We start from the raw sequence: 26,013 nt of genomic DNA, 5'->3' as shown, positions 1-26,013 counted from the left end.
TTTTTTGGGGCGGCGAAGAGTTCCTCTTGCATTCGGCTGACTGCGGCGCTAGTATTAGCGCAGTTTGAATCCCATAAGGAGGGATCGTTGATGAAAAAGGCAGGTTTGCTTCTGCTCCTGGTTACGTTGCTGGCCGGCATGTCGATGGCGATGGAGCTTGGCGGTAAAACCGGGCTCGGCCTGCAGGTTAGCGGCTTTTCGGTCCGGCGCTTCGTGAACAATAATCTGGGCTTCGATGTAACGGCCAGTTATTTTAACAGGACCCGGAGCGGCCAGCAGGACAGCACCGAATACGATTATTCGCTCGGCTGTTTTAGGGCGTGGGAGATCTACCCCAATACACTGCTTGAGATCGGCGTGAATGTGCTGGGGTGGCAGGGGTACGATGCCGGCACCTTTTACAGCGGCCTCGAGCTCGATCCGTTCATCGGAGCGGAGTGCTTTATCAATGACCACGTTGGACTGGACGGCAAGGTCTTCTTTGGCGCTTACAGCAGCCAGATGGAAGCCGGGTCCAGGTCGACTGCGCTTAACGTCCTGACCGGCGAGCTCGGCGCGCACATTTATTTATAGGGAGAAATTCATGAAAAAAGCGTGTTTGCTTCTGCTCCTGGTCACGTTACTGGCCGGCACGTCGCTGGCGCTGGAGCTGGGCGGCAAGACCGGGGTCGGCCTGCGGGCTACCTCTTTAAGTGTTCGGGGCTTCGTGAACAACAATTTTGGGTTAGATCTTAGCGTCTTTTACTCTAACAGCACGCAGAGCGGCCAGGCTGACAGCAATATTGACAACCTCGCGCTGGGGCTTTTTTATGTTCGCGAGGTCTATCCGAACACCCTGCTCGAGATCGGCACGACGGTCCAGGACAATCAGGGCTCTAGTGCCGGCGTCTCTTTTGACCGGGTGGCGTTCAATCCTTTTGTCGGCGGCGAGGTCTTTATTAACGATCATGTCGCGCTGGACGGCAAGGTATTTTTCGCCACTTACCTTAGCCAGATGTCGGCCGGGAGCCGGACGACCTGGCTTTATTTCCTGAACAGCAATCTCGGCGTGCACATTTATTTCTGACCGCCATGCCAAAATGGAGCTGGGGGATCGCAGCGCTTGTCCTGATCTTGGGAGTTGGCTTCTTCATCTTCAACGGCCAAGGTTCGGGGACGACATATGAAGGGGTCCTCCCCGGCGCCGATTGCGCCGGCCTCAAGACCGAATTGACCTTATACCCGAACGGCACTTATTTTCTCAAGGAAACCTACCTGGCCACCCGGGATGGGGATAAAACTTTCACTTCTATCGGCAAATGGCAAAAACATGCTTCCCAGGGCAGGGCGGTTATCCAGCTAAACTACGACAAGCCGCAGGATATCTACAATTTCCTCCAAAAAGACGCCGATCATATCGTGGTTATCGATAAAGAGCTGAAGATGATCGATTGTCCGATGAATTTGACGCTGGGGAAGAAGTAGTGCCGTTGTGACGGTTGGAATGGTGTGGGCAATAAAAACGATGAAGTGTTTACTTGTCTATTTCATCTTCTAGCAGAGAATGATACCAAGATAAATGTTTACATAGGCCGTCTAACCCAGGGAATAATGACGCATGGTTAAAACCACACAAGTCGAGATGAAATCGAATGTCATAAAAATATTTTGCTGGAATTCGGTATCGCGTCAAACAGTGCTTATATCGTTTCATGTTCTCTAATGGGACAAATCCGTTATGTGTCGTTCTACTAAAATTATACTTATGGACCGTGAACCATGCGCCTTGGTTCGCAATGCGGTCGGCGATATGGTTTGGCTGAAAAATTCTTGTTTGACCGTTACGATTGGGGCTAAGTGTTTTTTTCTCGTCTTCTGAAAGGACATCAGCTTTATTGACGTTGAACATCCAAACAATGCCATCATTATTATTTATAGGAGGATCCTTTACGGCAAACCATAACGCGGCAAGCGGATTGTTAGTCCAGTCCATTAACCTGGTTGGTAATCCATGATGTTGGGCCAAGGCTAACCAATCCCAGCTAGAATTTGGAACAATAGATAAGAAGGGTCTGCTTTTTAATTGAAAATCCCTCATCATTCTATTTTCTGTCGCTGTAAGAGGGTTTTTAAGTAATATCCTTGCAATTCGAGGTACTAGAGGGTAGTCCTTGCCCAATCCCCGAAATAAGGTTAGTCCATTCTCATCAATTACATTTTCTAAATGTCTAATGTAATCGCTAAGAAATTTAAACGCTCTTTTGTTCTTTGTCATGTTATTACCCAAAAATAGGTTCAGGGGAGATTCTCCCACCGCTATATTTGCTTGTCAATAGAACTCAGGGCCGAGCTTGCTATTTCCTGTAAAGAGCGTAGAATTCGGCTATAAATGACAGGGAAAAAAGTCTTACTCGATACGAATATTATCATTCATCGAGAGGCAACGACCCCAGTCGACCCAGATATCGGCATTTTATTCAAATGGCTTGATGATTTGCACTTTGTTAAATGTGCGCACCCACTTTCGGTTGAGGAAATTGAAAAACATCGTGACCCAAAAACAGTAAAAGCTTTTCTTATTAAGCTGGGAAGTTATACGGTATTACGAACTAAAGCGCCTATCCACCCATTGATTGAATCTCTCTGTTTCCCGCTAGACAAAAACGAGAATGATACTAATGATTCTTTGTTGTTGAATGAGTTGATGAATAAAAGGGTCGACCTGTTAATTAGTGAAGATGGTGGTGTTCATGATAAGGCGATCCGGCTTGGCCTAGCATCATCGGTTTTTACAATCGATGGGTTTTTGGCAAGAGTCAGAGCTGAGAATCCATCATTGATAAATTATAAGGTTTTATCTGTAAGAAAAGAGCATTTCGGCAACTTAAACATTAGAGATGAATTTTTTGATTCATTAAGACAAGATTATCCCGGATTCGATGATTGGTTTAATAGAAAATCAGAAGATGATGCGTATGTTTGTATGCAGGATGAGAAAATATTAGCTTTTTTATACATCAAAATAGAGAATAAGGGGGAAAAATACCCGGATATCGAACCGGCTTTTGCCAGTAAAAAAAGATTAAAAATCGGCACATTTAAGGTGGCCGCAAATGGGTTTAATTTGGGAGAACGGTTCTTGAAAATTGTCTTTGACCACGCGCTACTATTTAAGGCCGAAGAAATATATGTGACTATTTGCGACGAGCGTATTGAAAGGTTGAGATTGAAAGAATTATTAAGGAAATTCGGTTTCAATCATTATGGTTACAAAAAATCATCAAGTTGCAGGGACGTGGAGGAGGTGTGTGTGCGTGATTTTACGCCAAAGTTTAATCCCACTGCGCCCAAAATTACTTTCCCTTATATTTCGGCAGACAATAATATATTTATCACTCCAATATATCCAGAATATCATACCACTCTCTTGCCTGATTCGATCCTTCGAACAGAATTGCCCGAGGACTACGAAGGTGACAAGCCATTTCGTAACGCGATTAGTAAGGTTTACATAAGCAGATCAATCGAAAGGAACATAAGAAGAGGGGACTTAATCGTATTCTATAGAACCGGGGGATATTTCAAGTCTGTAATTACTACAATCGGTATAATCGAAGGGGTGAAGGACAACATCGAAAATGAAGAAAGATTTATTGAATTGTGTGGGAAGCGAAGTGTATTTACGCGAGAGGAGCTGTCAGGATGGTGGAACTATAACCCTGGGAGGCGCCCATTTGTAGTATATTTCCTTTGTGCATACTCATTCCCTAGGCGATTAAACCTGAAGGAGCTAATAGACTTAAAAATTATAAAAGATATTGATTCGGCGCCAAGGGGGTTTGCACGAATTAGCAAAGATCAACTTAATCTAATCCTAAAGGAGACGAAAACAAATGAAAGTATTATTATCCATTAAGCCGGAATATGCTGACAAGATATTTTGCGGGGAAAAAAAGTATGAATTTAGGCGAGCGATATTTAAAAGGAAGGGCGTAAATCGAGTCGTCGTTTACGCGTCAGCACCAGTGGGGAGGGTGATCGGGGAATTCGAAATAGAATCAATAATATCAGATGATTTACATTCTTTGTGGGAAAACACTAAAATGTTCGCGGGAATATCAATGGATTATTTTCATGACTATTTTTGCGGGAAGGAAACCGGATATGCGATTAAAATAAAAAATTATATTAAGTATGAAGAGTCGTATGATATTAAATCCAAGTATGGCATATGCCCGCCACAATCGTTCGCTTATTTAGGCGCGACGGAAAACTAGCCCCGAATTTTACCTCACTATTGATGTCCAGGCGGATACTAGGGCTACTTTCCCTTCTATTTCCCGTGCTCTTTAAACGTGACCATCAACAAAATGCCGATTATCACGATTGGGAGGAGATAGGCCCAGGCTGTGCCGGCTAGGACCGTTAAAGGGTATCCGGTCGCCAGGGTTTCGGGATTGCTGGAGGCGTGGGTCAGGAGCTTTGAGCCGGTTGGGGGCGAGGATTGGGGGTTTGACTTGTCTCCCTCAACAGAAAGGGCTACAATTAGGCCCATGAGATCAATTATCTACCTGGTGATCGTTCTTTTTTCCTTCTCGCTCCTGCCAGGAGCCGGTCCGGTAGCCGGCGCCGTCAAAAAGATCGCCAAACAACCGGTTAAAAACACGAAGTTAAAGAAAAAAATTATTGATAAAAAACCGCCCGGGTTTCTCTTCCGGCCCACCGTTTCCCCTCAAAATGTCATGACCCCCACTAATTTGCCGGTCATGACGTTTTCCGCCGACGAGGATGTCAGCGTCGAAGTCGAGGCGTGGATGGGGAACGGCCGGCAGCGTCTAACCGGAGATGTCTTAGCTGCCGCCAATCTCAAAAAAGGGAAGAAGCTCAACGTCGCTTGGACGATCGCGACCCTGTCCGACGGCAAGTTTAATTTTCACATTATCATGACCGATAAAGCCGGCAATCGCACCAAGTTCAACGCGCCGTTTACGGTTTCGTTCATGGATAATCGGAATCGAAAAGTGATTTATAATGAAGGAGGTCAGGGACAGGGGGCCGGAAACTAGGGTTCCGGAGCCGGAACATTCGTTGTCCCTGTTATCCACTGGCTCGCGTTTAACCAACTGGCTTCATAAGTCGTAGCGAAATGGACGTAGACATCCCCGGTTGCTTCCAGCGAGACTAATTCGGGCAATTCGAAAGCGTAGAATATTCTTGGCGCCCGCGCACCCTGGACAAAACACCACGATTCGAAACGCAAACCGCTTAACGCTAGTTGCCCAACAAAATACCATATTTTGATATTTGTTGGGCAATAAGCAGCCGATTGAATAGCCGCTTGCTATTACACTACAAAGCCGATATAATCTACAAATGTAGTGTAAGGAGGCGTGTGATGGTTTTAAAAGATATCTTAAAGGAAAGCATGGATTATTATCTCCAGACTGAGAAAAAGATCATCGCCCGTTTAGGGCGCCTGCCTAAAGGGAGCGTCAAGAAGAGGAAAATCGGCGGAAAGAATTATTATTATCTTCAAGTCAGGAGAGGGCCGAAAGTGGTTCACAAATACCTGGGAAAGGATGAGCCGGAGGAAATAAAGGAGAAAATAAACGAAAGGATGAAATTGATAAAGGAATTAAAAAAAACAAAGGAAATGATCAAGATATTAAATAGAACAAAAGGCAGAAAAAAGCAAAAATGATCGGCATTGTTCATAAAATATTGCGAGTATTTCAGGAAAACGGCTTATGGGATGAGGGTGTCGAGTTGATCGGTAGCTGGTGTTTTCTTCTTTATCAGAAACATTTTGGCGTGAAAGCGTATCCTTTTAGGACTGTAGATATTGATTTTCTTATCCCCAGCCCATATAAAGCCAAAAATAAAATTGATATTGCTGCGTTGTTGGCCCCATTGGGTTTCAAAACCGGGTTTAATTCAGATGGTTCGATCTATATGTGGGGGACAGATCTAAAAGTAGAGTTCTTGACTCCGGAAAGGGGTCGGGGAGAGGTTGGGGCGAAAGAGGTCAGGAACCTAAGCATTAAGGCGATCCCTTTACGATTTGTTGATATCCTTTTTAAAAATCCGGTATGGGTAAAAGAACAGAGCATTGATGTTTTGGTCCCGAATATGGTTTGTTTTGGACTACACAAGCTGTTAATCGCGGCCAGAAGAAAGAATACAGATAAGAAACGCAAAGACCTTGAACATGCGATACTCGCGCTAACGGCGAGTGACAAACGACTAATCATTGATTACTATGAAGAATTGCCTAAACCCTGGAAGAAGGCCATTATTGCGGCCCTGGAATGGTCAAAGGCGCATTTGGTTATGCGTGAGAAAGAGGCGCAAGAAATAATTCTTACACTACAAACGACAGGAAAGTAATTTAAGTAGTGTAAGCATCTATTCTACGGCTCCGGCGTCGGGGCATTCGTTGTCCCTGTTATCCACTGGCTCGCGTTTAACCAACTGGCTTCATAAGTCGTAGCGAAATGGACGTAGACATCCCCGGTTGCTTCCAGCGAGACTAATTCGGGCAATTCGAAAGCGTAGAATATTCTTGGCGCCCGCGCACCCTGAACAAAACACCACGATTCGACCGTAATGCCGGTCGCCTGCCGGATCAGTTTGGCTGTGTCGGTGTAGCGCTGGGAATAAGCTCCCCAGATCAGGTCCGCCTCGAGCGTCGTGACCGGATGCGGGTCGGCGTAGTGGGCCCCTTCGATCGAAACTGTCCCGTCGCTTAACGGATAAGCGCGCTCATACCAGTATTCCTTGTTCATGGTGATGTAAGAGGGATACTGCTGGGCGGTAGCGGTTGTCGTCCCTTCATCCCAGATCGCCCGATAGGTTTCGGTTGAGACGTAAGCGTTGATCGTGTTCAGGAGGACGACCAGATTGTCCCGGTTGGGCGAGCGCGACCAGAAACCGATGCTGGCCCGGACCCCGGCCTGGTTCAGCTTCGGCTCCAGCGCCACCGCCTCGTAAAAAAGCTTAACAGTAAAGTCCTGGCTGGCCAGTTCGGCGAGCTTGGTCGCGGGGTCGGTGAAAATCGGGCCGGTGGAGCTTTGATTCTGTTGGCCACAGCCGTAGAGGGTGATCAAAAGTAGCGTTATCAGACTAAAAAAGATCGAAAGCTTTTTCACGGACGTATTATAACAGAATTATTCCGCCGTCCGCATTCATCATTCGTAATTTTGACTGGGGACTAATCCGTGAATTATCGCGGGGATTTCAGGGGACTGACTTTTCGGTTGGCTAAGATTGCCTGAAATCTCCCGATTTATTTTCCAATATACATATGAACAGGAGAAAGATATATATGGAAATAAAAAGATCAGGAGTAAGATTGCCGGCGCAGCGGCTGGCCGGGCTTGGGCCGGTTAGGGGTAGCAGGGGCCCTCGTTGCGAAGAAATGATCGAGATCCCGGGGAAAAAATACAGGGTCATGAGAGGCGAAGTCACGGTCGGCCAATTCCGTAAATTCGTCAAAGAGTCCGACTATCAGATCACGGGGGACAACGCGCGGCCACTTATTTCTCTTGTAAAAAGAGGCAAAGCCGGTGCTTCCGTGGATTGCATCAATTATGAGGATGCCATGGCTTATATCGGGTGGCGGAATAGAGAGCCCGGCCGCGAATTTCGGCTGCTGAACATGACCGAATTGGATGACACCTATAAGATTTTGGGTGCTCAATTATCAGTGAGCGGGTATGAACTAACGTCAACTTTGATCGGCAAAAAGCAGAATGTTGTGACTTCCTGCGACTTTGTGTATCATAGTCACGGTTACGATTTTGCGGATAAAAGAACACTCGGCCGTTTTTTTCGCCTGGCTGAAAATATTAAAGCTTAATCTGCCGCCGTTTTCCGGCCGGGCATGCATTTTTTTACCGGCCCGTCCTTTTTTACCTGGCGATCTCCAGCGTGAAGAGGATCAAATTATTCTTCATGTCATAGAATTCGTACATCCGGCCTGCTTTATGATTTTTTTGCGCGGCGTATTTAGCCAGCGCGGGATAGCCTTTGGCCGGGCCGACCATGAATGACATCACGTTTCGAATGGGGAATTCGGCCACCACGCAGGGCTTTTTCCCAATGGTCATCACTTTGAGGCCCTTTTTCAGCAGGGCCGGGGCTTTGGCCAGGTCTTTGCCCGCAATGACGATGCCGCAGTCGCTTCTCAATTTGTCTTTTGCCACCGTGGCCGGGTTGTCATAATAGATGCCGAGGCTGTCCGATTTATTAGAAACCTCCAGGCCGAGATCTTTCATCGCATTAGAGACTTCCATGAAGACCTTGCCGGTGTCCTTATATTCCCCGACGTAATGCTTATAAGCGATGGTGAAGGGGCCCATTTCCCTCTCGCTGACTTTTAAAGTGCTGAAAACTCCCAGGTACCAGAGAAAAGAGAGCACGGCGGCGATGACGATAAGGACAACGATCAGAAACCATTTCAATATCTTCATTTTTTCCTCCCCGTAATGCGAATTCCTGATCCTATAAAACCGCTCGTGTGTAATTATACCACTTTACGGCTCCAGCGCCACCGCCTCGTAAAAGATCTTAATAGTAAAGTCCTGGGTCGAAAGCTCGGCGATCTTAGTCGCGGGGTCGGTGAAAATCGGACCGGTTGAGGGTTGGCTATTTTGGCCACAACCGTAGAGAGTGATCAAAAGTAGCGTTATCAGGCTAAAAAAGATCGAGAGCTTTTTCACGGACGTATTATAACAGAATTATTCCGCAGTCCGCATTCATCATTCGTAATTTTGATTGGGGACTAGGGGATGATCTTAACGATCCATTGGTTACGCCAACTATTGGGGGTACCGAAACCCAGATTCGCATATAAACACTGGGCGGGCCGGTTGGCTGCGCGGACGTCATATTTGATGATCTTGGCTCCATACTCACGGGCAATATTATAGAGCGCGATCAGAGCCTGGCCGCCTTTGCCCAGTATCTTGGATTCTATATGGCTCATTTCCATGCGGCCCTCCTTAATATTGAAACAGAGCTTGAAGAGTTCGAGTGCTGTTTTGGCGGGTTGATAAAGACTTGACGAATGGATAGCTCCGGCCGCCGCGACCATGGCATGAACAAAAGTGGTCCCATCGTTGTCCGTAAAAAAAAGTCCGATCGAAAAACCTTTAAATACAGAACCTAGATGTGAAACGACCAGCGCTACAAGCTCCGGATCGTTGAATCCTCCGCTGCGAAATAATTGAAATTGGTTGCCGCCCAGCTCGAACCGAGCTAAGTTGCAGTGCGCCCGCGCTTGCTCCAGACCGATCGTCCGCTCCTGCGCCGCAATCTGCGCTCGTTCGGCCAGAGTGATCCTCGATCTATAATGTTTCCCCGTTGCCGGGGCCGGCTCTGATATTGAGCTGGGTTTCATGATCTATTATCCGTGAATTATTGCGGGGATTTCAGGGGACTGGGGGCCAATTGTAAAAAAATCAAGATATTTCAAGCTCAATGGCTTTTCAGTTTTCTTAAATAAAATAACTATGAAATTTTCCCTGTTAATTAGGGATATATCATAGTGATTAATTTATGAGAGCAAATATTCTTTGGGGCGAGAAAAATACAAGACCAGCCGCTGATCTGAGGAGCTGTCTTAAGGTTGCCGCGTTAAATAAGCAAATAAAAGACGATGCCGCTTATTTAAGATTAAGTTATGTTTCTAGGGCGGCGCATCGGCTGACCAGTTGGCAGCCGGAGTATGCGGCGGAGGTTCTTCATTCCCTGGGAAATTTCCACGAAAAAAGATGGCGTGGACGGGAATTCGTTTTCGTTGCTGACGACATAGTATCTTTTGCTTCATTTCATTATCCGTCAGACGTTGCGCCAATAGTTTTGGCGGCCGCGGAAAGATATCCCGAAGATACCTCCAGAATGCTTGAAAGAGCTCATTTCGAGCAGACCGGACTTTACATCATGCGCACATTGTTTAATAACTGCGAAGAACTCGAAATCGTAAAGATTCTAAAAACGATCGTCAAATTGAGCCACGATGGCGGGATGAAAGTCGGGCAAATACTGGCATTCTTCGGCGGCGAAAAGGCAGAGAGCATTGCCCGTTTGCTGGATGAAGGCGTACCGGTGATGGCAGAAAGCCCGCGAACAATTGATGCTGCCGGACCAGCCGCAGTTGGCCGGGCAAATCAGAAAATGCTGGAATTAAACGAAAAGCCGATAATTGCCGATTGGCATGACGCATTTGTGGCAATCGCCGATTTTGCCGCGGCCCGTCCGGACCAATTTGGCTCAATAGAGGTGAGCTTTAACGGCGGCGGCAGCGAAAAGAAATTCATGATCCAAATCCCAAGAGTCGCTCCTCCTGAAATCATAAGAATAGTTTCGCGTTATTTGGCCGCGGTAATAAATAATTATGCCGTCTGTTTCGGCGCCGCCGGGATCAAAATAGAATCTGATTTTAGGGATCTGCCGCCAATGGTTGCCGCGAGGTTTGACGAAGAATATAACGAGTACGGCGGTAATAGTTTAGGGCGTTATTCGATCAAGGAGATGATGGGGCTGTTTGATGTTTCTTCTTTTATCGAAACTCATCCGGCGGGAAGCATTGTCACTGACCGGGAAAAATCAGTTATAAGAATGCCCGGGACGGTTTTGGGCATCAATATCGGTCAGACCAAGACCAGGATCTCGATCATGAAAATTGGCTCAACCGGTGAAATCGAGCCGGTAGGAAAATTCTTTGAAATGAGGACTTGGGGAAAGAGCGGCGAGAGGAGCGATGCGGACGGTTTAATCGCCAGGATATTGGAAAATGCCAGGCGGGTAGTCGGTCTTAGTCAAGTTTCGATTGAGGCGATTGGAGTTTCTGTCGCGTCTTCGGTTAAAGACGGCAGGCCGCTAAAGATCCCGCTGGGAGTGATCAGGGATTTTACTCCCAACAGCATGAATACCTGGAGCAGGCTGCCGGAATTGATCTCTTCCGAATTCAATGGAATTCCCTGCCTGGTCGATAATGATGGGAACCTGCTGGCTTTGCATTTACATAAAAAGTTGAGAAAGAATAACCTTTTAGCGCTGCGTTTTGGAACTACCCTGTGCGCCGGTTATGTGGACCAGGCGGGAGCCGTTCCCTCGGGTTTTAACGGTTACAATAAAGTCAGGGTCAACATGACCGATGAGGCGCAAGCGGATCCGTATTATCGCGGACGGATGGGAAATTACTTGTCATTTCGGGGGATCGTGCATTTGGCCGGCAAGCATGGCTTGCTCCAAAAATACCAGCTTGATGAAAATAGCGCGCCAGTAAAAATAAAAGAAATGTTGGCGGGCGCAAGTAGCGAGGGGAGAGAAGATGCCCGAAAGATATACCAGGAAATCGGCGGATATGCCGCGGCCTCGATCGTTGAGCTTTTAAATTATTACGATATAGAAAATGCAGCCTTGATGGGTTCGATTATTGAGGGAGAGGCGGCGGAAATGATCATCAGGACGGCGGAAGCGGAATTAAAAAAGCGGGGAATAAGCGTAAATCTTTTATACATTGCCGAAAGCGCGGAAGAAGCCGGCCACATCGGGGCGGCGCATTTTTTGCCTCAAATATTTTAATCCATCAAGAATCTTGACTTGATCCGGCACTCCTCGAACTCGCCTTCCGGAGTCGAGTCCCAGACAATGCCTCCGCCTACCCCCATTTCTCCGCGTTCCCCTTCCAATAAGATCGTCCGGATCGGGACGTTGAAAAAGAGGTCTTTATTGGGCGTAATATAGCCGATCGCGCCGGTATATATTTTTCTCTCTTCGTTCTCCAGCTCCCGGATGATCTCCATTGAGCGGATCTTCGGCGCGCCGGTCACCGAGCCGGAGGGGTGGAGCGCCTTGAAGAGTTGATAAAGCGGGATATCAGTGGGGATAGTGGCGGTGACCGTTGAGGTCATCTGGTAAAGTGTCGTGTAGCGTTTGACCTCGAAAAGTTTGGGGGCGCGGACATTGGAGCCGATCCGCCCCAGGTCGTTGCGCAGAAGGTCGGCGATCATCACGTTCTCCGCCCGGTTCTTCCCGTCGAAATGGAGGCGGAGCCCGCCGAACGGATCGCGGCTCCTCGGCCAAGTCCCTTTCATCGGTTTGGTGGTGATGAAGGACCCCTCTTTTTTCATAAATAGTTCCGGTGAGAGCGAAAGGAGCTTATAGCGGTCGGTCTCAATATAGGCTGGATAGGGGACCGGTTGCTTCCGGAGGAGTTCGGAGTAAAGCGCGTACGGTTGGTCGTTCGTCTCAAAACGGAACTTGACGCAATAGGTGATCTCATAAGTATCGCCGATCTCGAGATAATGCTTGATCCGGCCGATGTTGGCGTAATATTCTTCCCGGGTCAGGTTGAGGGTAGGATTCGAGACGACAGACGACAGACCCCTCGACTTCGCTCGGGGCAGGCGGCAAGCGACTGACGACTTTGTTGACGGAGCGTGATAAACGCCCATCTGGACCAGAGGGAAATCGTAATGATCTTTATCTTTTAATTTCGTTTCGAAGGCATAGCCGGCTTCGTAGGAGATAAAGCCGGCCAGGTAATAACCCGCGGCCAAGGCTTTCTCCATGGCGGTGAAAGTTGTGGCCAGTTTGGCCGGCTCCCGGCAGGTGATGACCTCCAGCGGAGAGGTGAAGAGCAGCGGCTTTTTCTCAAAATCTATCTGGACTAACATAATAGTGAGGTCTGGGTGTCCCGAGTGAGCTCGGGACTGAAGTCATGACCGGAATTATTATACTATACTTCTTTGGCCAAATTTAGCTGTGATTTGTAGAAGAAGAAGCCGACCACGCCGAAAGTGATGGCCGGGGAGAGCCATTCCGGCAGGTGGACGCCGAAAGCGCGCGACAGCATGATCACTCCGAGCGCCAGGACCGAGTACATTGCCCCGTTTTTCAGATAAAGATATTTCTTGATCTGGCCGATGCCGCCGATCGTTAACTGGCGGACGACTATGGCGCCCAAGCCGTTCCCGATCAGGATCAGCGGGATCGACATCGTGAAGGCGAACGCCCCCAGCACCCCGTCGATCGAAAAAGTGGCGTCAATGATCTCCAGATAGAAGATCTTGCTGATGTCCGAAAAACCGCTGCCCAGCAGCTTCTTTTCGTTCTCCTCGGCGTTTTGCTTGAAGCCGTGGGTGATGAAAAAGGCCGACGAGCCGACGATCGCCCCGAAGGCCATCATCGCGTCGCGCTGCAGCGCGAACCAGGCGACCAGCGTCAGCAGGACGGAGACGACCGCGTAGAACCAGACCCCCTGGCGAAGGAAGAACTTCTCCGTCCTGGGGAGGCCAAAGTTCTTGTCCTCCAGAAAAAGCCAGTGGAGGAAAAGAAAGACCAGGAATATCCCGCCGCCGGCCAACAGGATCGGGGCCGAGCTTTCCACCGCTGCCACGATCGACGGGTCGTTGGAAAAAGTGGCGGTCAGCGCGCCGAGCGGGCCGAGCGCGGGATTGACTGCCCAGACGATCAGCCAGGGAAGAAAACCGCGGACCACGAAAACCGCGAACAGGATCCCCCAGAAGAGGAACCAGCGCCGCGCCTTTTGGCCCATCGTCGTCAGGACCTCGGCGTTGATAATGGCGTTATCAATGCTCGAGATGATCTCAAATAAACAAAGGCCGGCGATCACTAAAAAGGCGGAAAATAGGTTCATGAGGAAATTATATCACATTACCAGGCGGTCTTAATTACGTTCCGTTCGGCCCCGATCGTCGTGGCGTTCCCGTGGCCGGGGTAGACGACCGTTTCCGGAGGTAATTTAAGCAGACGTTGGAGCGAATTGATCATTTTTCCTTCATCCGAAAAGGGGAGGTCGACCCGGCCGTAGGTCCCCTGGAATAAAGTATCGCCGCTGAACAGGACTTGCTCTTTTTCATTATACAGGCTGATCCCTCCGGGGCTGTGGCCAGGCGTGTGAAGAACTTCAAACCTCAAACCTCCAACTTCAAAAGTATTTGAATCAGCCAGGAAGCCGTCCGGTTGGGGGGCGTCGGTCGTTTTCAAGCCGAACAGATCGGCCTGGTGCATCAGGAAACGGGCGCCGGTTTTTTCCTTGAGCCGGCGAACCCCCTCCAGGTGGTCAAAGTGGCCGTGAGTGGCGATGATCAACTCGAGCTTTAACCCGTTTTTCTGGAGCAAGCCAAGGATCCGCTCCGGCTCCGCCCCGGCATCGATGACCAGAGCTTTTTTCGTCGCTTCATCTTCTACGATATAACAGTTGGTCCGGATCGAGCCGACTTTGAGCGTAGTGATCTTCATTATTCGATCGACCCCGTCAGCTTCATTAGATCGTCGAGCAGGAGGTCCGGTTTGGTCGCGGCCAGCTTTTCTGGCCCGTCAAAACCATAAGTGACGCCGCAAGTCTGGATGCCGGCGTTCCGGCCGGTCTCGATATCGACCGTCATGTCGCCGATGAGGACCGCTCGTTCTTTGGGAACGCCGTATTTTTTCAACAGCTCCAGGATGGCACACGGGTCGGGCTTGAGACAGGGGGAATTGTCGCCGCCGAGGACCTCTTTGAAATAATGATCGATCCGGAGGTTCCGGAGGAGGATGTGGATGAAAGAGCTTTTTTTGTTAGAAATGATCACTTTCGTTTTGCTTTTAAAGTGTTCGAGCATCTCCTTGACGTGAGGGTAGAGCGGGACTTGGAGCAGTCCCTCTTCCTGGTAATATTTTTCGTAAAGGCGCATAGCGGCAGAAACTTTCTCCGGCTCTTCAGTGCCGATCGAACCGGTGATCAGCGGGAACTCGCCGAAACCGACGAAACGGTGGATCTCGGCGGCGGATTTGGCCGGATAACCGAGCTCGCGCATCATCTTCTGAATAGCGGTGATCGCCGGCGGGATCGAGTCGGTCAGTGTCCCGTCGAGATCGAAAAATATCAGGTCGATGGGGATTTTTTTCATCGCAATCAAGTATATCATATGGTATTATTTATCCGGAGGTGCTCCTATGAAAAAGTTTGCGCTTGTTTTGTCCCTGGTTTGTTTAACGGTGGCCCCTGTTCTGGCCGGTACAATAAATTTATCAGGCCGGGCCGGTATGTATAACGGTTCCGGCGCCGACAGCGCTTCGGTCATGCTGGGCGCGTCGGCTGATTATGCCATTACTCCAAACCTGGCGCTCCGGGGGATGGTGGAGACGACTACCTACAAGGCGAGCGGGATCGATGTTACCTATATGCCGGTCTCCGTCGACTTGATATATAGCCAGACGATCGCCGGGCTGATCCGCCCTTATGTTGGGGCCGGGGTCAGCTACAATACGACCACGGTTGGCGGCGCTTCGACCCAAACTTCCGGCGGCCAGGGTGAAGCCGGTATCAAGTTTGAATTGAACGGTTTCTCGGCCGGCGTGGAATATCGGGTCATGATGCCCGATCTGAACCATACGAATATAACGACTTCATCCTATAACGCTTACGCGACCGGCTCGGTCAGCCAGAGCCTTAGCTTCTAAACTGCCGAGTGGGCTTTAAGGGGAGTTACGAATTTAAAGGGGAGCGCGGCGAATGCCGGCTCACTCTGGATGAGCAGGGATTGTCGCTCCTGCCGGCGAAGGGGAGCGCTCTTTATTTCGGCCTGCGCGATATTATCGAACTCTCCGGCGCCGGCTATCGTGTTTCCCTCGTCATGTTTTCCGGCGAAAAGCTCGCTTTGGACCAGCTCGGCCATGACTACGAAGACTTCCTCCGTTCCTTGGCAAAACAGCGGAACGAGCTCATCATCCAGGATCTGTTGATCAAGGAAAAGATCAGGCTGGGCGACGTCAAGGCGGACCTGGCCGGCGTGCCGTGCGAGCTCCGGCTCTACGAGACCGCCCTGGTCATCATGCCCGATAAAGCGGAGCTGATCCGCGTTCCGCTGGCGGATATTATTGCCAATAGCCAGGCCGACTACCGTTTGACCGTCAAGACGGCTAGCCAACAGTATGTTTTTGCACTGATGGGAAGCTGGCTCGAACCTTTCTCCCGCGAACTGCAAACCGCCCTGGCTGAACTTAGCCTGCGGGCGCAGGCCCTCCTCAAAGCGTTGTCACCCGGCTTGAGTACCGAAACGACCTTAAAGCTGGCGGAATATTTCCGCGAGGGTCGGGCGGCCGCGAAGAGCGACGTGGAAAAATTAGCACCCGGACTCTGGTCCGTTTTAGAACAGCGTTTGACCGCCGCCGTGGATAAAGGGGATATCAAGTATCTCTTCTCCCTGGCGGACCGGGAAAAGGTCCTCTTCGGCCTCAAGCGCGGACTGGGTGGCGGCGGCGAGGCCGACTACCTCTGGGCGCTGATCCCTTTGCCTAAGCAAAGGGCGGTTGCTTTGGAAGCGGTCTCTTTGGCCCCTGAAGAGGGGGAAGCCGAGGGGCGGGCGACCTACTTTTTTCGCCTGACCGGAACGGATGACCTGCCGCAGTTTAACCGGGCGCTTTGCGAAATAAATTTCCGCCGCGAACCGGTCTATCTGCCGGCCGAAAAGCTGGAGGAGCCGCAGTACCAGCGCTATAAGTTCTCGGTCGCCCGTTTGCCGGGCTTAAAATTGTTGCGCGAGCGCTTTCTCGGCCGCGCCATCCACTCCGACGCGGAACAATGGAAAAATAGTGTGGTAGAATTGCTCCAGATCGAAACCAAGAAGGAGGGTTCCTGATGGTTGGTTATAAAGTCCCCTGTCGCTACTGCCACGAATTGGTCTCGTCCGACGCCAAGGTCTGCCCGCTCTGCGGCAAGGTCAATCCGGCCGGTTCTCCCCGCTGCCCGAAATGCCTCAACCCGGTCAAGCCAAACTGGAAAAACTGCGAAGGATGCGGACTGAAGCTGGAAACGGCCTGCCCGAAATGCGCCCAGCCGACTTTCTTTGGTGACTACTGTGATAAATGCGGCGCCCGGTTGACCGTGGTCTGCGCGAAATGCCGGACGGAACAACCGCCGCTCGGCGACAATTGCGTGAAATGCGGGCAACCGCTCCAGGGAGGTAAATAACGATGGCGCTCCAATCTTTTACCGATAACATGCAGGACAATTCGACCGAGGCCGGCTTCCAGTTCACCTTTTACTGCGATCTTTGCCGGGAAGGGTATAAGACTAAATTTGTGGAATCAAAGACTGCCAAGAAAGCTGGTTTCTTCAAAGGGCTGGCGGCTGGGGTTTCGATGGCGGCGTCGATGATGGGGAAATACAATATCGGTTCCAACATCGAGCGCGGCGCGGACTTGTTGACCCAGCGGTTCAACGGGATGTCGCCGGAATGGCAGAAGGAGCACGACGAAGCTTTCGAGCGGGCGCAAAACGAGGCCAAAGAGCATTTCCACCGCTGCCCCAAGTGCAAGAAATGGGTCTGTCCGACTGACTGGAACGAGCAGGAAGGGCTCTGCGTAGACGATGCCCCGCGCCAGGCGATCGAGGTTGCCGCGGCCAAGGCGAAGAAGATGGTCAAGGATATCGAAGCGGCCGCCGACGCGACGACCGTTTTCAAGGGAGAGATCAAGAGCAAGCAGACTCTCTGCCCCAAATGCGGCAAGCCGGCGGGTGAGGGGAAGTTTTGCGCCAATTGCGGCTCGCCGCTCGGCCTGGTCAAGTGCGCCAAATGCGGCGCGGAAAGTCCGGCCGGGACCCGGTTCTGCGGCGAATGCGGTGACCGCCTGGCCTAGGTCCGGTGGGTGATGTCGAGGTTCATCTTCTTGAGCGAATCCTCGCGGCCGAAGAAGACGATCGTATCCTCTTTTTCTATGACCGTGCTCCAAGCCGGGATAACGATATTCTCCCCGCCGCGCCGGAGCGCCAGGACCGTGATGTTGAACTTGTTGCGCAGGTCAAGGTCGGAGAGTTTCCGGCCGACCCATTCGGTCTGTGCTTTGGCCCCGACTATAGTTAGATTCTCCCCGATATCAAAATAGTCCAGCACCCCCTGGCTGGTCAGCTTATTGACCAGCTTGATGGCGGTGTCCTGTTCCGGGTAGACGATCTGGTCGACGCTTAGTTTTCCTAGGATCTTGCCGTGCAGGGTGTTCTGCGCTTTGCAGATCACCTGGGCGACCCCCAGCTCCTTGCAGATCTGGGCGGCGATGATATTGCTCTCCATGTTCGAGGATTCGGCGATGATGACCGTGTCGCAGTCGGCTACGCCGGCCTCTTTCAGCGCGTCCGAATCGGTAATGTCGCCGACATAGGCGTGGGTCACCTCGTCCTTGATGTCGTCGATCACCTTCTCGTCTTTATCTATAGCCACGACTTCCTGCCCTTTGTAAAATAACTCCCGGGCGATCTTACTGCCGAAACGACCGATCCCTAGCACCGCAAATTGTTTTTTCATCCGATTGATATTCCCTCCTTCGGAACTTCGATCTTTGGTTCTTTTTGTTCCATGGCCAGGGCGAGCATCAGGGTCAGCGGGCCGACCCGCCCGATGAACATGACGGTTATTATGATGATTTTTCCGAGAGAACTCAAGAAGGGGGTGATCCCCATGGAGAGCCCGACGGTGCCGAAAGCGGAAAAAGTCTCAAAGGCGACCTCGGTCAGGCCAAATGTTTCCGATTGGTTCAGGGCGAAGACGGCGATCGCGACGAGGGCCAGGGCGAGGGAGGTGATGGCAAAGGCGCGGCGGACCGTTTCGGCCGGCACGCGCCGGTCGAACATGATGGTGTTTTTGGCCCCGCGCAGGGTGGCGCCGATCGTCATGATGATGAGGGCGAAGGTCGTGGTCTTGACGCCGCCGCCGGTGCCGCCGGGGCTTGCCCCGATGAACATCAGGAACATCGAGAAGAGGGCGGTGGCCGGGACGATCTTGCCGTAATCGATAGTGTTGAAGCCGGCGGTCCGCGGGGTGACCGCCTGGAAATATGAGGCAAGCGCCTGGTGGGGGAGGCTCATTCCCCCGATCGTTTTGGGGTTGTTATGTTCCAGGGCGAAGATAAAGATCGTTCCGCCGATGAGCAGGCAGAGGGTGGTGAAGATGACCACTTTGGAGTGGAGGGAAAAGCGTTTGTGCTGGAGGATATCGGCAATGACGATAAAGCCGAGCCCGCCGAAAATGATCAGGGTGGTAACTGTCAGGTTGATGACCCAATCGGTGGCGTAAGGGATAAGATTGGCAAATTTAGCCGGCAGGGCGAAACCGGCATTGTTAAAGGCCGAGACCGAGTGAAAGACTCCCCAGAAGATCGCTTTGGGTAAGCCGAACTCCGGCCACCAGCGGAGGGCGAGGATCAGGGCGCCGACCCCCTCAAAGAAAAAGACGATGCCAAAGATCCGCCGCAGGACATTGATGACGTCGCGGCTGGAATAGACGTTGAGCGCTTCCTGGATAACGAGCTTCTGGGAGATGAACAGTTTGTGGCGGAAGACGAGGACCATGAAGGTCGAAAAGGTCATGTAACCGAGGCCGCCGATCTGCATCAGGAGGATCAAAATGATCTTGCCGAAGAGTGAAAAATGGGTCCCGGTGTCGAGCGTGACCAGTCCAGTCACGCAGGTGGCGGAATTGGCCGTGAAGTAAGCGTCCAGGAAATTGGTCGTTGTCCCTTGCGAGGAAGCGAGCGGCAGAGAAAGGAGGATGGCGCCGGTCAGAATGACCAGCAAAAAGCTGATAACGATGATCAAACTCGGCCTGATCTTGAACATGATTGCGGTATCTTATAACTATTTTACGCTGAAATCAACTTGTGCTATGATGTTTGCCTTGAACAGCCATGATACCCGCTAAGCAGCCTTCCCTGCCGGGAAGATTGAAGAATATATTTATCGGCGAAGCGCGTAACCCGCTGGACCGTTCCGTTTTTCAGCACCTCTCCCTGATCGCCTTTTTTGCCTGGGTTGGGCTGGGCGCGGATGGTCTTTCATCTTCCTGCTACGGCCCGTCGGAAGCTTTTATCACGCTCGGCAAACACCACTTTCTTGGACTACTGGTCGCCCTGGCGACCGCCCTGACCATCTTTATCATCGCGGAAAGCTATTCCCAGATCGTCGAGCTTTTTCCGACTGGCGGGGGCGGGTATATCGTCGCCAGCAAACTTCTCTCCCCGGCGATCGGCATGATCTCCGGCTGCGCCCTGCTGATCGATTATATCCTGACGATCACCCTCTCGATCGCCAGCGGCGCCGACGCGCTCTTCAGTCTCCTCCCGCCTGATTGGCTGGTCTGGAAGGTCCCGGTTGCCCTGGCCGCGCTGGTCGTCTTGATCATCCTTAACCTGCGCGGGGTCAAGGAGTCGGTCATGGTGCTGATGCCGATCTTCATGCTCTTTGTTTTGACCCACGCTTTCGTCATTATCTATGCCCTGGTCACCCACCTACTTAATCTGCCGGAAGTCGCCCGGGCGACGGCGGTCGACGTGCGCAGTTCCAGCTCCGAGCTCGGTTTCCTAGGGATGATCTTTCTGTTGCTGCGCGCCTACAGTATGGGAGCGGGGACCTATACCGGCATTGAAGCGGTCAGTAACGGTTTACCGATCCTGAAAGAACCTAAGGTGCAAACGGCCAAGAAGACGATGAAGTACATGGTGATCTCACTGGCGTCGGTCGTCCTGGGCTTGATGTTCGCTTATGCTCTTTATCAGATCGAGCCGGTGGCCGGTAAAACGATCAACGCGGTCCTCTTTGAGCGGGTCGCCGGCAATTGGGGGATATTTGGGGTCGTTTTTATTATGGTTACCCTGGTCTCGGAGGCGGCGATCCTTTTTGTCGCCGCCCAGGCCGGATTTATTGACGGTCCGAGGGTCCTGGCCAATATGGCGGCCGACCGCTGGGTGCCAAAACGGTTCGCGCTCCTTTCCGACCGGCTGGTCTCCCTCAACGGTATTTTGATCATGGGGATAGGGGCCCTGGTCCTGATGGTCGTGACCAACGGGTCGGTCGGCTACCTGGTCGTTCTTTATAGTATTAATGTTTTCATTACTTTTTGTCTTTCCCAGTCGGGGATGGTCAAGCACTGGTGGTCGGAGCGGAAGACGGTCATGAAATGGCGGTCTAAACTGGCGATCAACGGGATCGGTCTCCTTTTGACCGGTTTTATCCTGGTTTCAGTCGTGGTGGTCAAATTCTTCGAGGGAGGCTGGATCACCCTGTTGATCACCGGGACGCTGGTCGGGCTGATGTTCATTATTAAAAGAAGTTACGAGGGGACAGACCGGCAGATCAAGAAAATGGAAAAACTGGTCGAAGAGGTCGAGGCGACCCAGCCGGTGCGCGAGATCCCAGTGCGTAACCGCAAAGACGAGCCGTTCAACGCGCGGAATAAAACAGCGGTCGTCTTTGTCAAGGATTACACGGCGGTCGGATTGAAAACGCTCTTTCACATTTTTCCGTCTTTCCTGGATGATTTCCATAACTTTGTCTTTGTCCAGGTTGGTCTGATCGATGCCGGGGCGTTCAAAGGGACCGAAGAGCTCGACCGGGTCGAGAAAAAAGTGAAGTACGAGCTGGGCCGTTACGTTAATTTAATGCGGCGCCACGGCTACCATGCCGAAGGGGAGGCGATCTTTGGCATCGATACCGGCGAACAGATCGAAAAACTGGTGCCGCAGATCCTGGAGCGCTATCCGAACGCGACCTTCTTCGGCGGGCAGATCAACTTCCCGCGCCGCTCGCTCCTCTCGCGCTTTCTGCACAACCATACTTTGTTCGCTGTCCAGCGCCAGTTATATAAGATGGGGGTCAGCCTTTACGTCCTGCCGGTCGAGCTTACACCAAAGCTTTAATCTGCTATAATTCCCGTATGACAAAAGAACAAGAACGCTTGGAGAGCTACCGCCGCACGGCCGGAATAGTTTTTGTGGTTATCCTGTTGCTCCTCTCTTATCTGATCATCCGGCCATTTATCATTGCCATCCTTTCGGCGGCCGCGCTCTCTTACGTCTTTTATCCGGTCTACATTAAATTATTGCCGCTGGTTCCCGCCCGCCTGCCGGCCAAGAAGATCGCCTCGCTCTTAACTTGCGGCCTGATCATCCTGATCGTCTTGATCCCAACCGTGATCGTCAGCCTGATCCTGACCCAGGAGGTGCGGGACGGTTATATTTTCCTGCAGAATTTTTTGCAAAACCCGCAAATGAACGTGTCGCACCTGCCGCCGTTCATTACCCAATGGTCGGGTTACCTGCCGCAGTTCAAGGAGGTGGCGACCGACCTGGCCGGCCAGCTGATCGGTATATTGCAGAGCTTGCTGCGCGGCGTCCCGAGCGTTGTCCTGAACATTTTCATCACGATCTTCTCGATCTACTATTTCCTCGCTCACGGCAAGGACCTCTATAAGTTCTTTGGCGAGATCGTCCCCCTGGCCGAGGGGCGTTACCGCCAGATCCTGAACCGGTTCGATGACTTGAGCCGCGGCATGATCATGGGGCAGATCGTCGTTGGCATCATCCAGGGGATCCTGGCCTGGCTAGGTTTTTTCCTCCTGGGGGTCCCCAATCCTGTCCTCTGGGGTTTCCTGACCGCCATCATCTCGATCATTCCCTTGCTGGGGGCGGCGATCGTCTGGGTGCCGATCGTTGCCTATTTGGCGATCGTCGGGACGACGACCGGGGAATACTGGCGGGCCGTTACACTTTTATTATACGGTACTTTTGTCATCAGCTTGATCGATAACTTCCTGAAGCCGAAGATCGTCGGCGACAACGCCAAGATCCACCCGCTGATCATCCTCTTCGGGATCCTTGGCGGCATCCAGTTGTTCGGCATCGCCGGCATCCTGATCGGCCCGCTCATCCTGACCATTTTCGACCTGGTCATCGAGATCTACAAAGAAAGCCTTTAGATAATGACGAATGACTAATGACGAATGCCGAATGAAGGAACGCCAAACATAATGTTTATTAAATGCATAATGCGAAGCGAACCACAATTAGTCATTAGTTCATTAGACATTAGTCATTGGGTCTTTCATCATGCCTGAACTCCCGGAAGTAGAAACGATCAAAAGGGGCCTGGCCAAAACCATCATCGGCAAAAAGATCGCCGGCTTTGATTCCGACTGGAGAAAGATGATCAACCGGCCGCTGCCGGCATATAAAAAAATAGTTGCTGGCCTGCGGATCAAAGCGATCGAGCGCCGGGCCAAAATGCTGATCATCGACCTCACGGACGACTGGCGGCTCTGGTTCCATCTCAAGCTGACCGGCCAGCTGGTCTACAGCGGCCAAAAGAAAAAAGTGGTCGGCGGCCACCCGATCAAAGAGGGCTTTGAAAAAGATCCCAACCGCTTTACCCACGCGACTTTCACTTTCACCGACGGCTCGCATCTTTATTTTAACGATGTCCGCAAGTTCGGCTGGGTGCGCCTTTACCGGAGCGGGGAGTTAAAAGAAAAGCTCGAGGCCATGAAACTGGGCCCCGAACCTTTAGATGCCGGTTTTACGCTCAACGTCTTCAAAGAGAGATTGAAGAAAAAGCCCAACAATAAGATCAAGGTCTTTTTGATGGACCCGCAAAATATCGTCGGCCTGGGCAACATCTATAGTGACGAAGTCTGCTTCTTCGCCCGGGTGCGGCCCGACCGGCCGGTCAAAAGCCTGAAAGAGGGCGAGATCAAACTGTTGTATCAGGGGATAAAAAAGATACTGACCGAAGCCATAAAATACGAAGGGACGTCGTTCAGCGATTATGTCAACGCCCTGGGTGAAGCGGGAGCTTATACTAAAAAGTTGAAAGTTTACGGCCGATATGGTAAAAATTGCCTGAAGTGCGGCGGCGAGGTCAAGCGCCTGAAGCTGGGCGGCCGGACCTCGTCATACTGTCCGGAGTGCCAAAAATGAAATTAAAACCATCTAAAATTATCTGTGTCGGGTTGAATTATAAGGACCACGCGGAGGAATTGAAAATGGACCTGCCCAAGGAGCCGGTTATCTTCCTCAAGCCGCCGACCGCTGTTATATATAATAATGATAAGATCGTCTATCCGGAGATGACCGGGGAACTGCACTACGAGGGGGAGCTAGGGGTCGTCATCAAGGACCGGGTCAAAAATATCAGCGAGTCTGACGCGTCCCAACATATTCTTGGTTTCTGCTGCGCCAATGACGTCACCGCCCGTGATCTGCAAAAACTGGACGGCCAGTGGACGAGAGCGAAATCGTTCGATACTTTTTGCCCGCTCGGGCCGGAGGTCGTCGCCGGGCTCGATCCGGACAACCTGGCGATCAAAGTTTATCTAAACGGCCAGTTGAAGCAATCGTCCAATACGGCTAACATGATCTTCAAAGTGAATTATCTTGTCGCTTTTATCTCCCGGATAATGACGCTCGAGCCGGGAGATGTTATCCTGACCGGAACGCCGCCCGGGGTGGGGCCGATGCGGGTCGGCGATGAGGTCAAGGTTGAGATCGCTGGTATCGGCAGTTTGAGCAATATGGTGGTTGGTGGTTAAAATGACCCAATTTACCGGTTACGCCAGAAAGCCCGAGCCGCGCTGGTTCAATATTGGACTGATGGTGCTCGTCATTGTGGCGATCATCTTGGTCTGGTCGCTCTATTACGCTGCCGGACAATGGTTCGAGCACCTGACCACGTCCGCTCCGGCTGCTCCCACGACCACTCTTTTGGCGGTCAAAGCCGCTGCCCAGCCGGCCGATCAAGTCGGGCCAATACTGGCCGCGGCCGGCTCGATCAAGGTGGAGCGATTGGTGGTGGCGAGCGGCGTCGATGAAAATAACCAGCCGGTCGATGATCTGGTTGAAATCTCCCTGGCCGAAAATTCGACGGTTTACTGTTTCAGCCGCCAGGCGACGGCCACTGTGCCCATGGCCTTCAAGCATGTTTGGGTTGGCCCTTCCGGTCAAGTGGCGGCGGAGATCAACCTGGCTATGTCGCGCTCCCCCTCAAATACCTATAGCTATGTTAATTTGGCCGGGGCAAGAAAAGGACACTGGGAAGTGCAGGTCAGGGATGGGGTGGGGAATATCGCCGGCCGGCGCGGTTTCGCCGTTGACTAAGCGGAGAGGGTAAGCGTTTCCGTGTTGAACACAACCATATCGCCAGGTTGGGCTGAATCGGCGGTAGGATCAATATTTTCCGCGCCAAATTTGTTAGCGGCATATCTTGAGTCCTGATCTGGCCGGAGCTCATAAAAGATAAATTTAGGCTGATAAGACGAACTGATACCGCTGGTTGAAGTCATTTCATTATATTAATCGTCCAAATGACCGGAAAACTTGCGCCAAATTATGATAGAATGTTTTTTCCCTGCGCCCGTAGCTCAACTGGATAGAGTATTAGCCTCCGAAGCTAAGGGTTGCGAGTTCAAATCTCGCCGGGCGCATTTTCTAACTTATGGACTTCATTAAATTTTTAGGTACAGCCGGCGCGCGGGTCGTGGTAGCGAAGCAGTTGCGGGCTTCCGGCGGCCTTTGGCTCTCCTTGGACGGGACTAATATCCTGCTCGACCCAGGACCTGGTTCACTGGTCTATTGCCTGAAGGCCCGGCCTAAGCTTGACCCGACCACCCTGGACGGGATCGTCCTCTCCCACAAGCATCTTGACCACGCCGCTGATATTAACGTGATGATGGAGGCGATGACGGTTGGCGGGAAAGAAAGGCGAGGGGTGGTGCTGGCGCCGCGGGATGCCTGGTCGGGGGATGATCCGGTCATCTATAGATATGTAAGGCCGTACGTCGCCAGCCGCCAGGTGCTGCGGGCGAAGGGGAAATACCGGATCGGCCGGATCGGGATCTCTGCTCCCCTTAAGCATATTCACGGGGTCGAAACTTATGGGCTGATCTTCAAGGCGAAAGGGTGCCGGGTCGCCTACATCACCGATACCAGGTTTTTCCCTGCCCTGCTAAAGAACTACAAATGTGACGTGGTCATCGTTAGTCTGCTTAGCACCCAGCCGACCCCTTTTGACCACCTCTGCGTCGGCGATGTCAAAAAGATAGTTAGCGCGCTCAAGCCGCGAGTGACGATCCTGACCCACTTTGGTTTGTGGATGATCCGGGCCAAGCCGTGGCTGGTGGCGGAGAAATTGACGGCCGAACTTGGCCAACGGGTGATCGCCGCTGCCGACGGTTGGGCCTTCAAGTTTGACTGATAATTAAC

31 protein-coding genes, 1 tRNA gene and 1 pseudogene are annotated in these 26,013 nt (G+C 51.6%); 21 read left to right on the top strand and 12 right to left on the bottom strand.

The window, feature by feature from the left end:
* Window positions 1-90 precede the first annotated feature (90 nt).
* Genes WC903_06035 through WC903_06025 form a run of 3 tightly spaced genes read left to right on the top strand, consistent with a single transcriptional unit; the run spans window position 91 to window position 1,464 of the window.
* Window positions 91-573 carry a hypothetical protein gene (locus WC903_06035; GenBank protein ID MFA5893494.1) on the top strand — a complete coding sequence of 161 codons (483 nt, stop codon included), beginning with the start codon at window positions 91-93 and terminating at the stop codon, window positions 571-573.
* Between the two features lie 10 nt (window positions 574-583).
* Window positions 584-1,066, top strand: a complete 483-nt coding sequence (locus tag WC903_06030; GenBank protein MFA5893493.1) for a hypothetical protein — start codon at window positions 584-586, stop codon at window positions 1,064-1,066.
* Window positions 1,067-1,071: 5 nt separating this feature from the next.
* Window positions 1,072-1,464, top strand: a complete 393-nt coding sequence (locus WC903_06025; GenBank protein MFA5893492.1) for a copper resistance protein NlpE — start codon at window positions 1,072-1,074, stop codon at window positions 1,462-1,464.
* A gap of 49 nt (window positions 1,465-1,513) precedes the next feature.
* Here the strand turns inward: WC903_06025 and WC903_06020 are convergent, their stop codons facing one another.
* Window positions 1,514-2,254: an FRG domain-containing protein gene (locus WC903_06020; GenBank protein MFA5893491.1), complete on the bottom strand. Its 741-nt coding sequence runs from the start codon at window positions 2,252-2,254 to the stop codon at window positions 1,514-1,516.
* A gap of 114 nt (window positions 2,255-2,368) precedes the next feature.
* Between WC903_06020 and WC903_06015 the strand changes: the two genes are divergently transcribed.
* Window positions 2,369-3,895, top strand: a complete 1,527-nt coding sequence (locus tag WC903_06015; GenBank protein MFA5893490.1) for a hypothetical protein — start codon at window positions 2,369-2,371, stop codon at window positions 3,893-3,895.
* Window positions 3,873-4,256, top strand: coding sequence for an ASCH domain-containing protein (locus tag WC903_06010; protein ID MFA5893489.1), 384 nt, complete (start codon window positions 3,873-3,875; stop codon window positions 4,254-4,256). Before WC903_06015 ends, WC903_06010 begins: the two co-directional genes overlap by 23 nt.
* A 56-nt stretch (window positions 4,257-4,312) precedes the next feature.
* Here the strand turns inward: WC903_06010 and WC903_06005 are convergent, their stop codons facing one another.
* Window positions 4,313-4,534 (bottom strand): hypothetical protein, encoded by a 222-nt coding sequence (locus tag WC903_06005; protein ID MFA5893488.1) that lies wholly within the window; start codon window positions 4,532-4,534, stop codon window positions 4,313-4,315.
* Between WC903_06005 and WC903_06000 the strand changes: the two genes are divergently transcribed.
* The 3 genes from WC903_06000 to WC903_05990 all read left to right on the top strand — a co-directional run bounded on the left by WC903_06000 (window position 4,533) and on the right by WC903_05990 (window position 6,366).
* Entirely contained in the window at window positions 4,533-5,045 is a 513-nt protein-coding gene (locus tag WC903_06000) for a hypothetical protein (GenBank protein MFA5893487.1), read from the top strand. The two genes, WC903_06005 and WC903_06000, sit on opposite strands and share 2 nt — an antisense overlap.
* A 329-nt stretch (window positions 5,046-5,374) precedes the next feature.
* The gene (locus WC903_05995) at window positions 5,375-5,680 is read left to right on the top strand and encodes a hypothetical protein (protein MFA5893486.1); all 306 of its coding nucleotides are present in this window, start codon (window positions 5,375-5,377) and stop codon (window positions 5,678-5,680) included.
* On the top strand, window positions 5,677-6,366 hold the full coding sequence (locus tag WC903_05990) for a GSU2403 family nucleotidyltransferase fold protein (protein MFA5893485.1): 690 nt from the start codon (window positions 5,677-5,679) through the stop codon (window positions 6,364-6,366). Before WC903_05995 ends, WC903_05990 begins: the two co-directional genes overlap by 4 nt.
* Window positions 6,367-6,389: 23 nt before the next feature.
* Here the strand turns inward: WC903_05990 and WC903_05985 are convergent, their stop codons facing one another.
* Window positions 6,390-7,127, bottom strand: a complete 738-nt coding sequence (locus tag WC903_05985; protein ID MFA5893484.1) for a hypothetical protein — start codon at window positions 7,125-7,127, stop codon at window positions 6,390-6,392.
* 176 nt (window positions 7,128-7,303) lie between these two features.
* Between WC903_05985 and WC903_05980 the strand changes: the two genes are divergently transcribed.
* Complete coding sequence (locus tag WC903_05980) at window positions 7,304-7,837, top strand: SUMF1/EgtB/PvdO family nonheme iron enzyme (GenBank protein MFA5893483.1); 534 nt, start codon at window positions 7,304-7,306, stop codon at window positions 7,835-7,837.
* A gap of 52 nt (window positions 7,838-7,889) precedes the next feature.
* Here WC903_05980 and WC903_05975 read toward each other — a convergent pair whose 3' ends face one another.
* The 3 genes from WC903_05975 to WC903_05965 form a co-directional block, all read right to left on the bottom strand.
* Window positions 7,890-8,450 carry a hypothetical protein gene (locus WC903_05975; GenBank protein ID MFA5893482.1) on the bottom strand — a complete coding sequence of 187 codons (561 nt, stop codon included), beginning with the start codon at window positions 8,448-8,450 and terminating at the stop codon, window positions 7,890-7,892.
* 63 nt (window positions 8,451-8,513) lie between these two features.
* Window positions 8,514-8,699, bottom strand: a complete 186-nt coding sequence (locus tag WC903_05970; protein ID MFA5893481.1) for a hypothetical protein — start codon at window positions 8,697-8,699, stop codon at window positions 8,514-8,516.
* A 62-nt stretch (window positions 8,700-8,761) separates the two neighbouring features.
* Window positions 8,762-9,379, bottom strand: coding sequence for a hypothetical protein (locus WC903_05965; GenBank protein MFA5893480.1), 618 nt, complete (start codon window positions 9,377-9,379; stop codon window positions 8,762-8,764).
* A gap of 500 nt (window positions 9,380-9,879) precedes the next feature.
* On the opposite strand from WC903_05965, the gene WC903_05960 reads away from it, so the two are divergent.
* A complete protein-coding gene (locus tag WC903_05960; protein MFA5893479.1) occupies window positions 9,880-11,568 on the top strand; it encodes an ROK family protein in 1,689 nt (562 codons plus the stop codon).
* Here WC903_05960 and pabB read toward each other — a convergent pair.
* From pabB to WC903_05940, 4 genes are all read right to left on the bottom strand, one after another.
* A complete protein-coding gene (pabB, locus tag WC903_05955) occupies window positions 11,565-12,662 on the bottom strand; it encodes an aminodeoxychorismate synthase component I (GenBank protein ID MFA5893478.1) in 1,098 nt (365 codons plus the stop codon). The genes WC903_05960 and pabB overlap by 4 nt on opposite strands.
* 62 nt (window positions 12,663-12,724) lie before the next feature.
* On the bottom strand, window positions 12,725-13,645 hold the full coding sequence (locus WC903_05950; protein MFA5893477.1) for a DUF475 domain-containing protein: 921 nt from the start codon (window positions 13,643-13,645) through the stop codon (window positions 12,725-12,727).
* A gap of 17 nt (window positions 13,646-13,662) precedes the next feature.
* Window positions 13,663-14,250, bottom strand: a complete 588-nt coding sequence (locus tag WC903_05945; protein ID MFA5893476.1) for an MBL fold metallo-hydrolase — start codon at window positions 14,248-14,250, stop codon at window positions 13,663-13,665.
* On the bottom strand, window positions 14,250-14,900 hold the full coding sequence (locus WC903_05940; protein MFA5893475.1) for an HAD-IA family hydrolase: 651 nt from the start codon (window positions 14,898-14,900) through the stop codon (window positions 14,250-14,252). The genes WC903_05945 and WC903_05940 overlap by 1 nt, the downstream gene beginning before the upstream one ends.
* 46 nt (window positions 14,901-14,946) lie before the next feature.
* On the opposite strand from WC903_05940, the gene WC903_05935 reads away from it, so the two are divergent.
* From WC903_05935 to WC903_05920, 4 genes are read left to right on the top strand one after another with little or no spacing between them, the layout of a single operon-like run.
* Complete coding sequence (locus WC903_05935; protein ID MFA5893474.1) at window positions 14,947-15,453, top strand: outer membrane beta-barrel protein; 507 nt, start codon at window positions 14,947-14,949, stop codon at window positions 15,451-15,453.
* Between the two features lie 8 nt (window positions 15,454-15,461).
* Window positions 15,462-16,631, top strand: coding sequence for a hypothetical protein (locus WC903_05930; GenBank protein MFA5893473.1), 1,170 nt, complete (start codon window positions 15,462-15,464; stop codon window positions 16,629-16,631).
* Entirely contained in the window at window positions 16,631-16,963 is a 333-nt protein-coding gene (locus tag WC903_05925) for a hypothetical protein (GenBank protein MFA5893472.1), read from the top strand. Before WC903_05930 ends, WC903_05925 begins: the two co-directional genes overlap by 1 nt.
* Window positions 16,964-16,965: 2 nt before the next feature.
* Window positions 16,966-17,631 carry a zinc ribbon domain-containing protein gene (locus WC903_05920; protein ID MFA5893471.1) on the top strand — a complete coding sequence of 222 codons (666 nt, stop codon included), beginning with the start codon at window positions 16,966-16,968 and terminating at the stop codon, window positions 17,629-17,631.
* Here the strand turns inward: WC903_05920 and WC903_05915 are convergent.
* A complete protein-coding gene (locus WC903_05915; protein ID MFA5893470.1) occupies window positions 17,628-18,293 on the bottom strand; it encodes a TrkA family potassium uptake protein in 666 nt (221 codons plus the stop codon). The two genes, WC903_05920 and WC903_05915, sit on opposite strands and share 4 nt — an antisense overlap.
* Window positions 18,290-19,603, bottom strand: a complete 1,314-nt coding sequence (locus WC903_05910; GenBank protein MFA5893469.1) for a TrkH family potassium uptake protein — start codon at window positions 19,601-19,603, stop codon at window positions 18,290-18,292. The genes WC903_05915 and WC903_05910 overlap by 4 nt, the downstream gene beginning before the upstream one ends.
* A gap of 68 nt (window positions 19,604-19,671) precedes the next feature.
* Here WC903_05910 and WC903_05905 point away from each other — a divergent pair, with 68 nt between their 5' ends.
* From WC903_05905 to WC903_05875, 7 genes and pseudogenes are all read left to right on the top strand, one after another.
* The gene (locus WC903_05905) at window positions 19,672-21,678 is read left to right on the top strand and encodes an APC family permease (GenBank protein ID MFA5893468.1); all 2,007 of its coding nucleotides are present in this window, start codon (window positions 19,672-19,674) and stop codon (window positions 21,676-21,678) included.
* A 17-nt stretch (window positions 21,679-21,695) separates the two neighbouring features.
* Complete coding sequence (locus tag WC903_05900) at window positions 21,696-22,736, top strand: AI-2E family transporter (GenBank protein MFA5893467.1); 1,041 nt, start codon at window positions 21,696-21,698, stop codon at window positions 22,734-22,736.
* 130 nt (window positions 22,737-22,866) lie between these two features.
* Window positions 22,867-23,670, top strand: a pseudogene (gene mutM, locus WC903_05895) (DNA-formamidopyrimidine glycosylase).
* Between the two features lie 59 nt (window positions 23,671-23,729).
* Window positions 23,730-24,344: a fumarylacetoacetate hydrolase family protein gene (locus WC903_05890; GenBank protein ID MFA5893466.1), complete on the top strand. Its 615-nt coding sequence runs from the start codon at window positions 23,730-23,732 to the stop codon at window positions 24,342-24,344.
* A 1-nt stretch (window position 24,345) separates the two neighbouring features.
* The gene (locus WC903_05885) at window positions 24,346-24,909 is read left to right on the top strand and encodes a DUF2914 domain-containing protein (protein MFA5893465.1); all 564 of its coding nucleotides are present in this window, start codon (window positions 24,346-24,348) and stop codon (window positions 24,907-24,909) included.
* 252 nt (window positions 24,910-25,161) lie between these two features.
* Window positions 25,162-25,235, top strand: a tRNA-Arg gene (locus WC903_05880).
* Window positions 25,236-25,246: 11 nt separating this feature from the next.
* The gene (locus WC903_05875) at window positions 25,247-26,005 is read left to right on the top strand and encodes an MBL fold metallo-hydrolase (GenBank protein ID MFA5893464.1); all 759 of its coding nucleotides are present in this window, start codon (window positions 25,247-25,249) and stop codon (window positions 26,003-26,005) included.
* Window positions 26,006-26,013: the final 8 nt, after the last annotated feature.

This window comes from Candidatus Margulisiibacteriota bacterium (assembly GCA_041658645.1).
In the GTDB taxonomy this organism is placed as follows: Bacteria; Margulisbacteria; WOR-1; order O2-12-FULL-45-9; family XYB2-FULL-48-7; genus JBAZZV01.
The sequence above is the reverse complement of the archived record's forward strand: the minus strand, read 5'-3'. Positions and strand labels throughout refer to the sequence as shown.

Excerpts from the sequence above, each read along its gene's own strand:
- WC903_06035 (MFA5893494.1), top strand. The coding sequence starts at position 91 with ATGAAAAAGGCAGGTTTGCTTCTGCTCCTGGTTACGTTGCTGGCCGGC.
- WC903_06030 (MFA5893493.1), top strand. The coding sequence starts at position 584 with ATGAAAAAAGCGTGTTTGCTTCTGCTCCTGGTCACGTTACTGGCCGGC.
- WC903_06025 (MFA5893492.1), top strand. The coding sequence starts at position 1,072 with ATGCCAAAATGGAGCTGGGGGATCGCAGCGCTTGTCCTGATCTTGGGA.
- WC903_06020 (MFA5893491.1), bottom strand. The coding sequence starts at position 2,254 with ATGACAAAGAACAAAAGAGCGTTTAAATTTCTTAGCGATTACATTAGA.
- WC903_06015 (MFA5893490.1), top strand. The coding sequence starts at position 2,369 with ATGACAGGGAAAAAAGTCTTACTCGATACGAATATTATCATTCATCGA.
- WC903_06010 (MFA5893489.1), top strand. The coding sequence starts at position 3,873 with ATGAAAGTATTATTATCCATTAAGCCGGAATATGCTGACAAGATATTT.
- WC903_06000 (MFA5893487.1), top strand. The coding sequence starts at position 4,533 with ATGAGATCAATTATCTACCTGGTGATCGTTCTTTTTTCCTTCTCGCTC.
- WC903_06005 (MFA5893488.1), bottom strand. The coding sequence starts at position 4,534 with ATGGGCCTAATTGTAGCCCTTTCTGTTGAGGGAGACAAGTCAAACCCC.
- WC903_05995 (MFA5893486.1), top strand. The coding sequence starts at position 5,375 with ATGGTTTTAAAAGATATCTTAAAGGAAAGCATGGATTATTATCTCCAG.
- WC903_05990 (MFA5893485.1), top strand. The coding sequence starts at position 5,677 with ATGATCGGCATTGTTCATAAAATATTGCGAGTATTTCAGGAAAACGGC.
- WC903_05980 (MFA5893483.1), top strand. The coding sequence starts at position 7,304 with ATGGAAATAAAAAGATCAGGAGTAAGATTGCCGGCGCAGCGGCTGGCC.
- WC903_05975 (MFA5893482.1), bottom strand. The coding sequence starts at position 8,450 with ATGAAGATATTGAAATGGTTTCTGATCGTTGTCCTTATCGTCATCGCC.
- WC903_05965 (MFA5893480.1), bottom strand. The coding sequence starts at position 9,379 with ATGAAACCCAGCTCAATATCAGAGCCGGCCCCGGCAACGGGGAAACAT.
- WC903_05960 (MFA5893479.1), top strand. The coding sequence starts at position 9,880 with ATGCTTGAAAGAGCTCATTTCGAGCAGACCGGACTTTACATCATGCGC.
- pabB (MFA5893478.1), bottom strand. The coding sequence starts at position 12,662 with ATGTTAGTCCAGATAGATTTTGAGAAAAAGCCGCTGCTCTTCACCTCT.
- WC903_05950 (MFA5893477.1), bottom strand. The coding sequence starts at position 13,645 with ATGAACCTATTTTCCGCCTTTTTAGTGATCGCCGGCCTTTGTTTATTT.
- WC903_05945 (MFA5893476.1), bottom strand. The coding sequence starts at position 14,250 with ATGAAGATCACTACGCTCAAAGTCGGCTCGATCCGGACCAACTGTTAT.
- WC903_05940 (MFA5893475.1), bottom strand. The coding sequence starts at position 14,900 with ATGAAAAAAATCCCCATCGACCTGATATTTTTCGATCTCGACGGGACA.
- WC903_05935 (MFA5893474.1), top strand. The coding sequence starts at position 14,947 with ATGAAAAAGTTTGCGCTTGTTTTGTCCCTGGTTTGTTTAACGGTGGCC.
- WC903_05925 (MFA5893472.1), top strand. The coding sequence starts at position 16,631 with ATGGTTGGTTATAAAGTCCCCTGTCGCTACTGCCACGAATTGGTCTCG.
- WC903_05920 (MFA5893471.1), top strand. The coding sequence starts at position 16,966 with ATGGCGCTCCAATCTTTTACCGATAACATGCAGGACAATTCGACCGAG.
- WC903_05915 (MFA5893470.1), bottom strand. The coding sequence starts at position 18,293 with ATGAAAAAACAATTTGCGGTGCTAGGGATCGGTCGTTTCGGCAGTAAG.
- WC903_05910 (MFA5893469.1), bottom strand. The coding sequence starts at position 19,603 with ATGTTCAAGATCAGGCCGAGTTTGATCATCGTTATCAGCTTTTTGCTG.
- WC903_05905 (MFA5893468.1), top strand. The coding sequence starts at position 19,672 with ATGATACCCGCTAAGCAGCCTTCCCTGCCGGGAAGATTGAAGAATATA.
- WC903_05900 (MFA5893467.1), top strand. The coding sequence starts at position 21,696 with ATGACAAAAGAACAAGAACGCTTGGAGAGCTACCGCCGCACGGCCGGA.
- WC903_05890 (MFA5893466.1), top strand. The coding sequence starts at position 23,730 with ATGAAATTAAAACCATCTAAAATTATCTGTGTCGGGTTGAATTATAAG.
- WC903_05885 (MFA5893465.1), top strand. The coding sequence starts at position 24,346 with ATGACCCAATTTACCGGTTACGCCAGAAAGCCCGAGCCGCGCTGGTTC.
- WC903_05875 (MFA5893464.1), top strand. The coding sequence starts at position 25,247 with ATGGACTTCATTAAATTTTTAGGTACAGCCGGCGCGCGGGTCGTGGTA.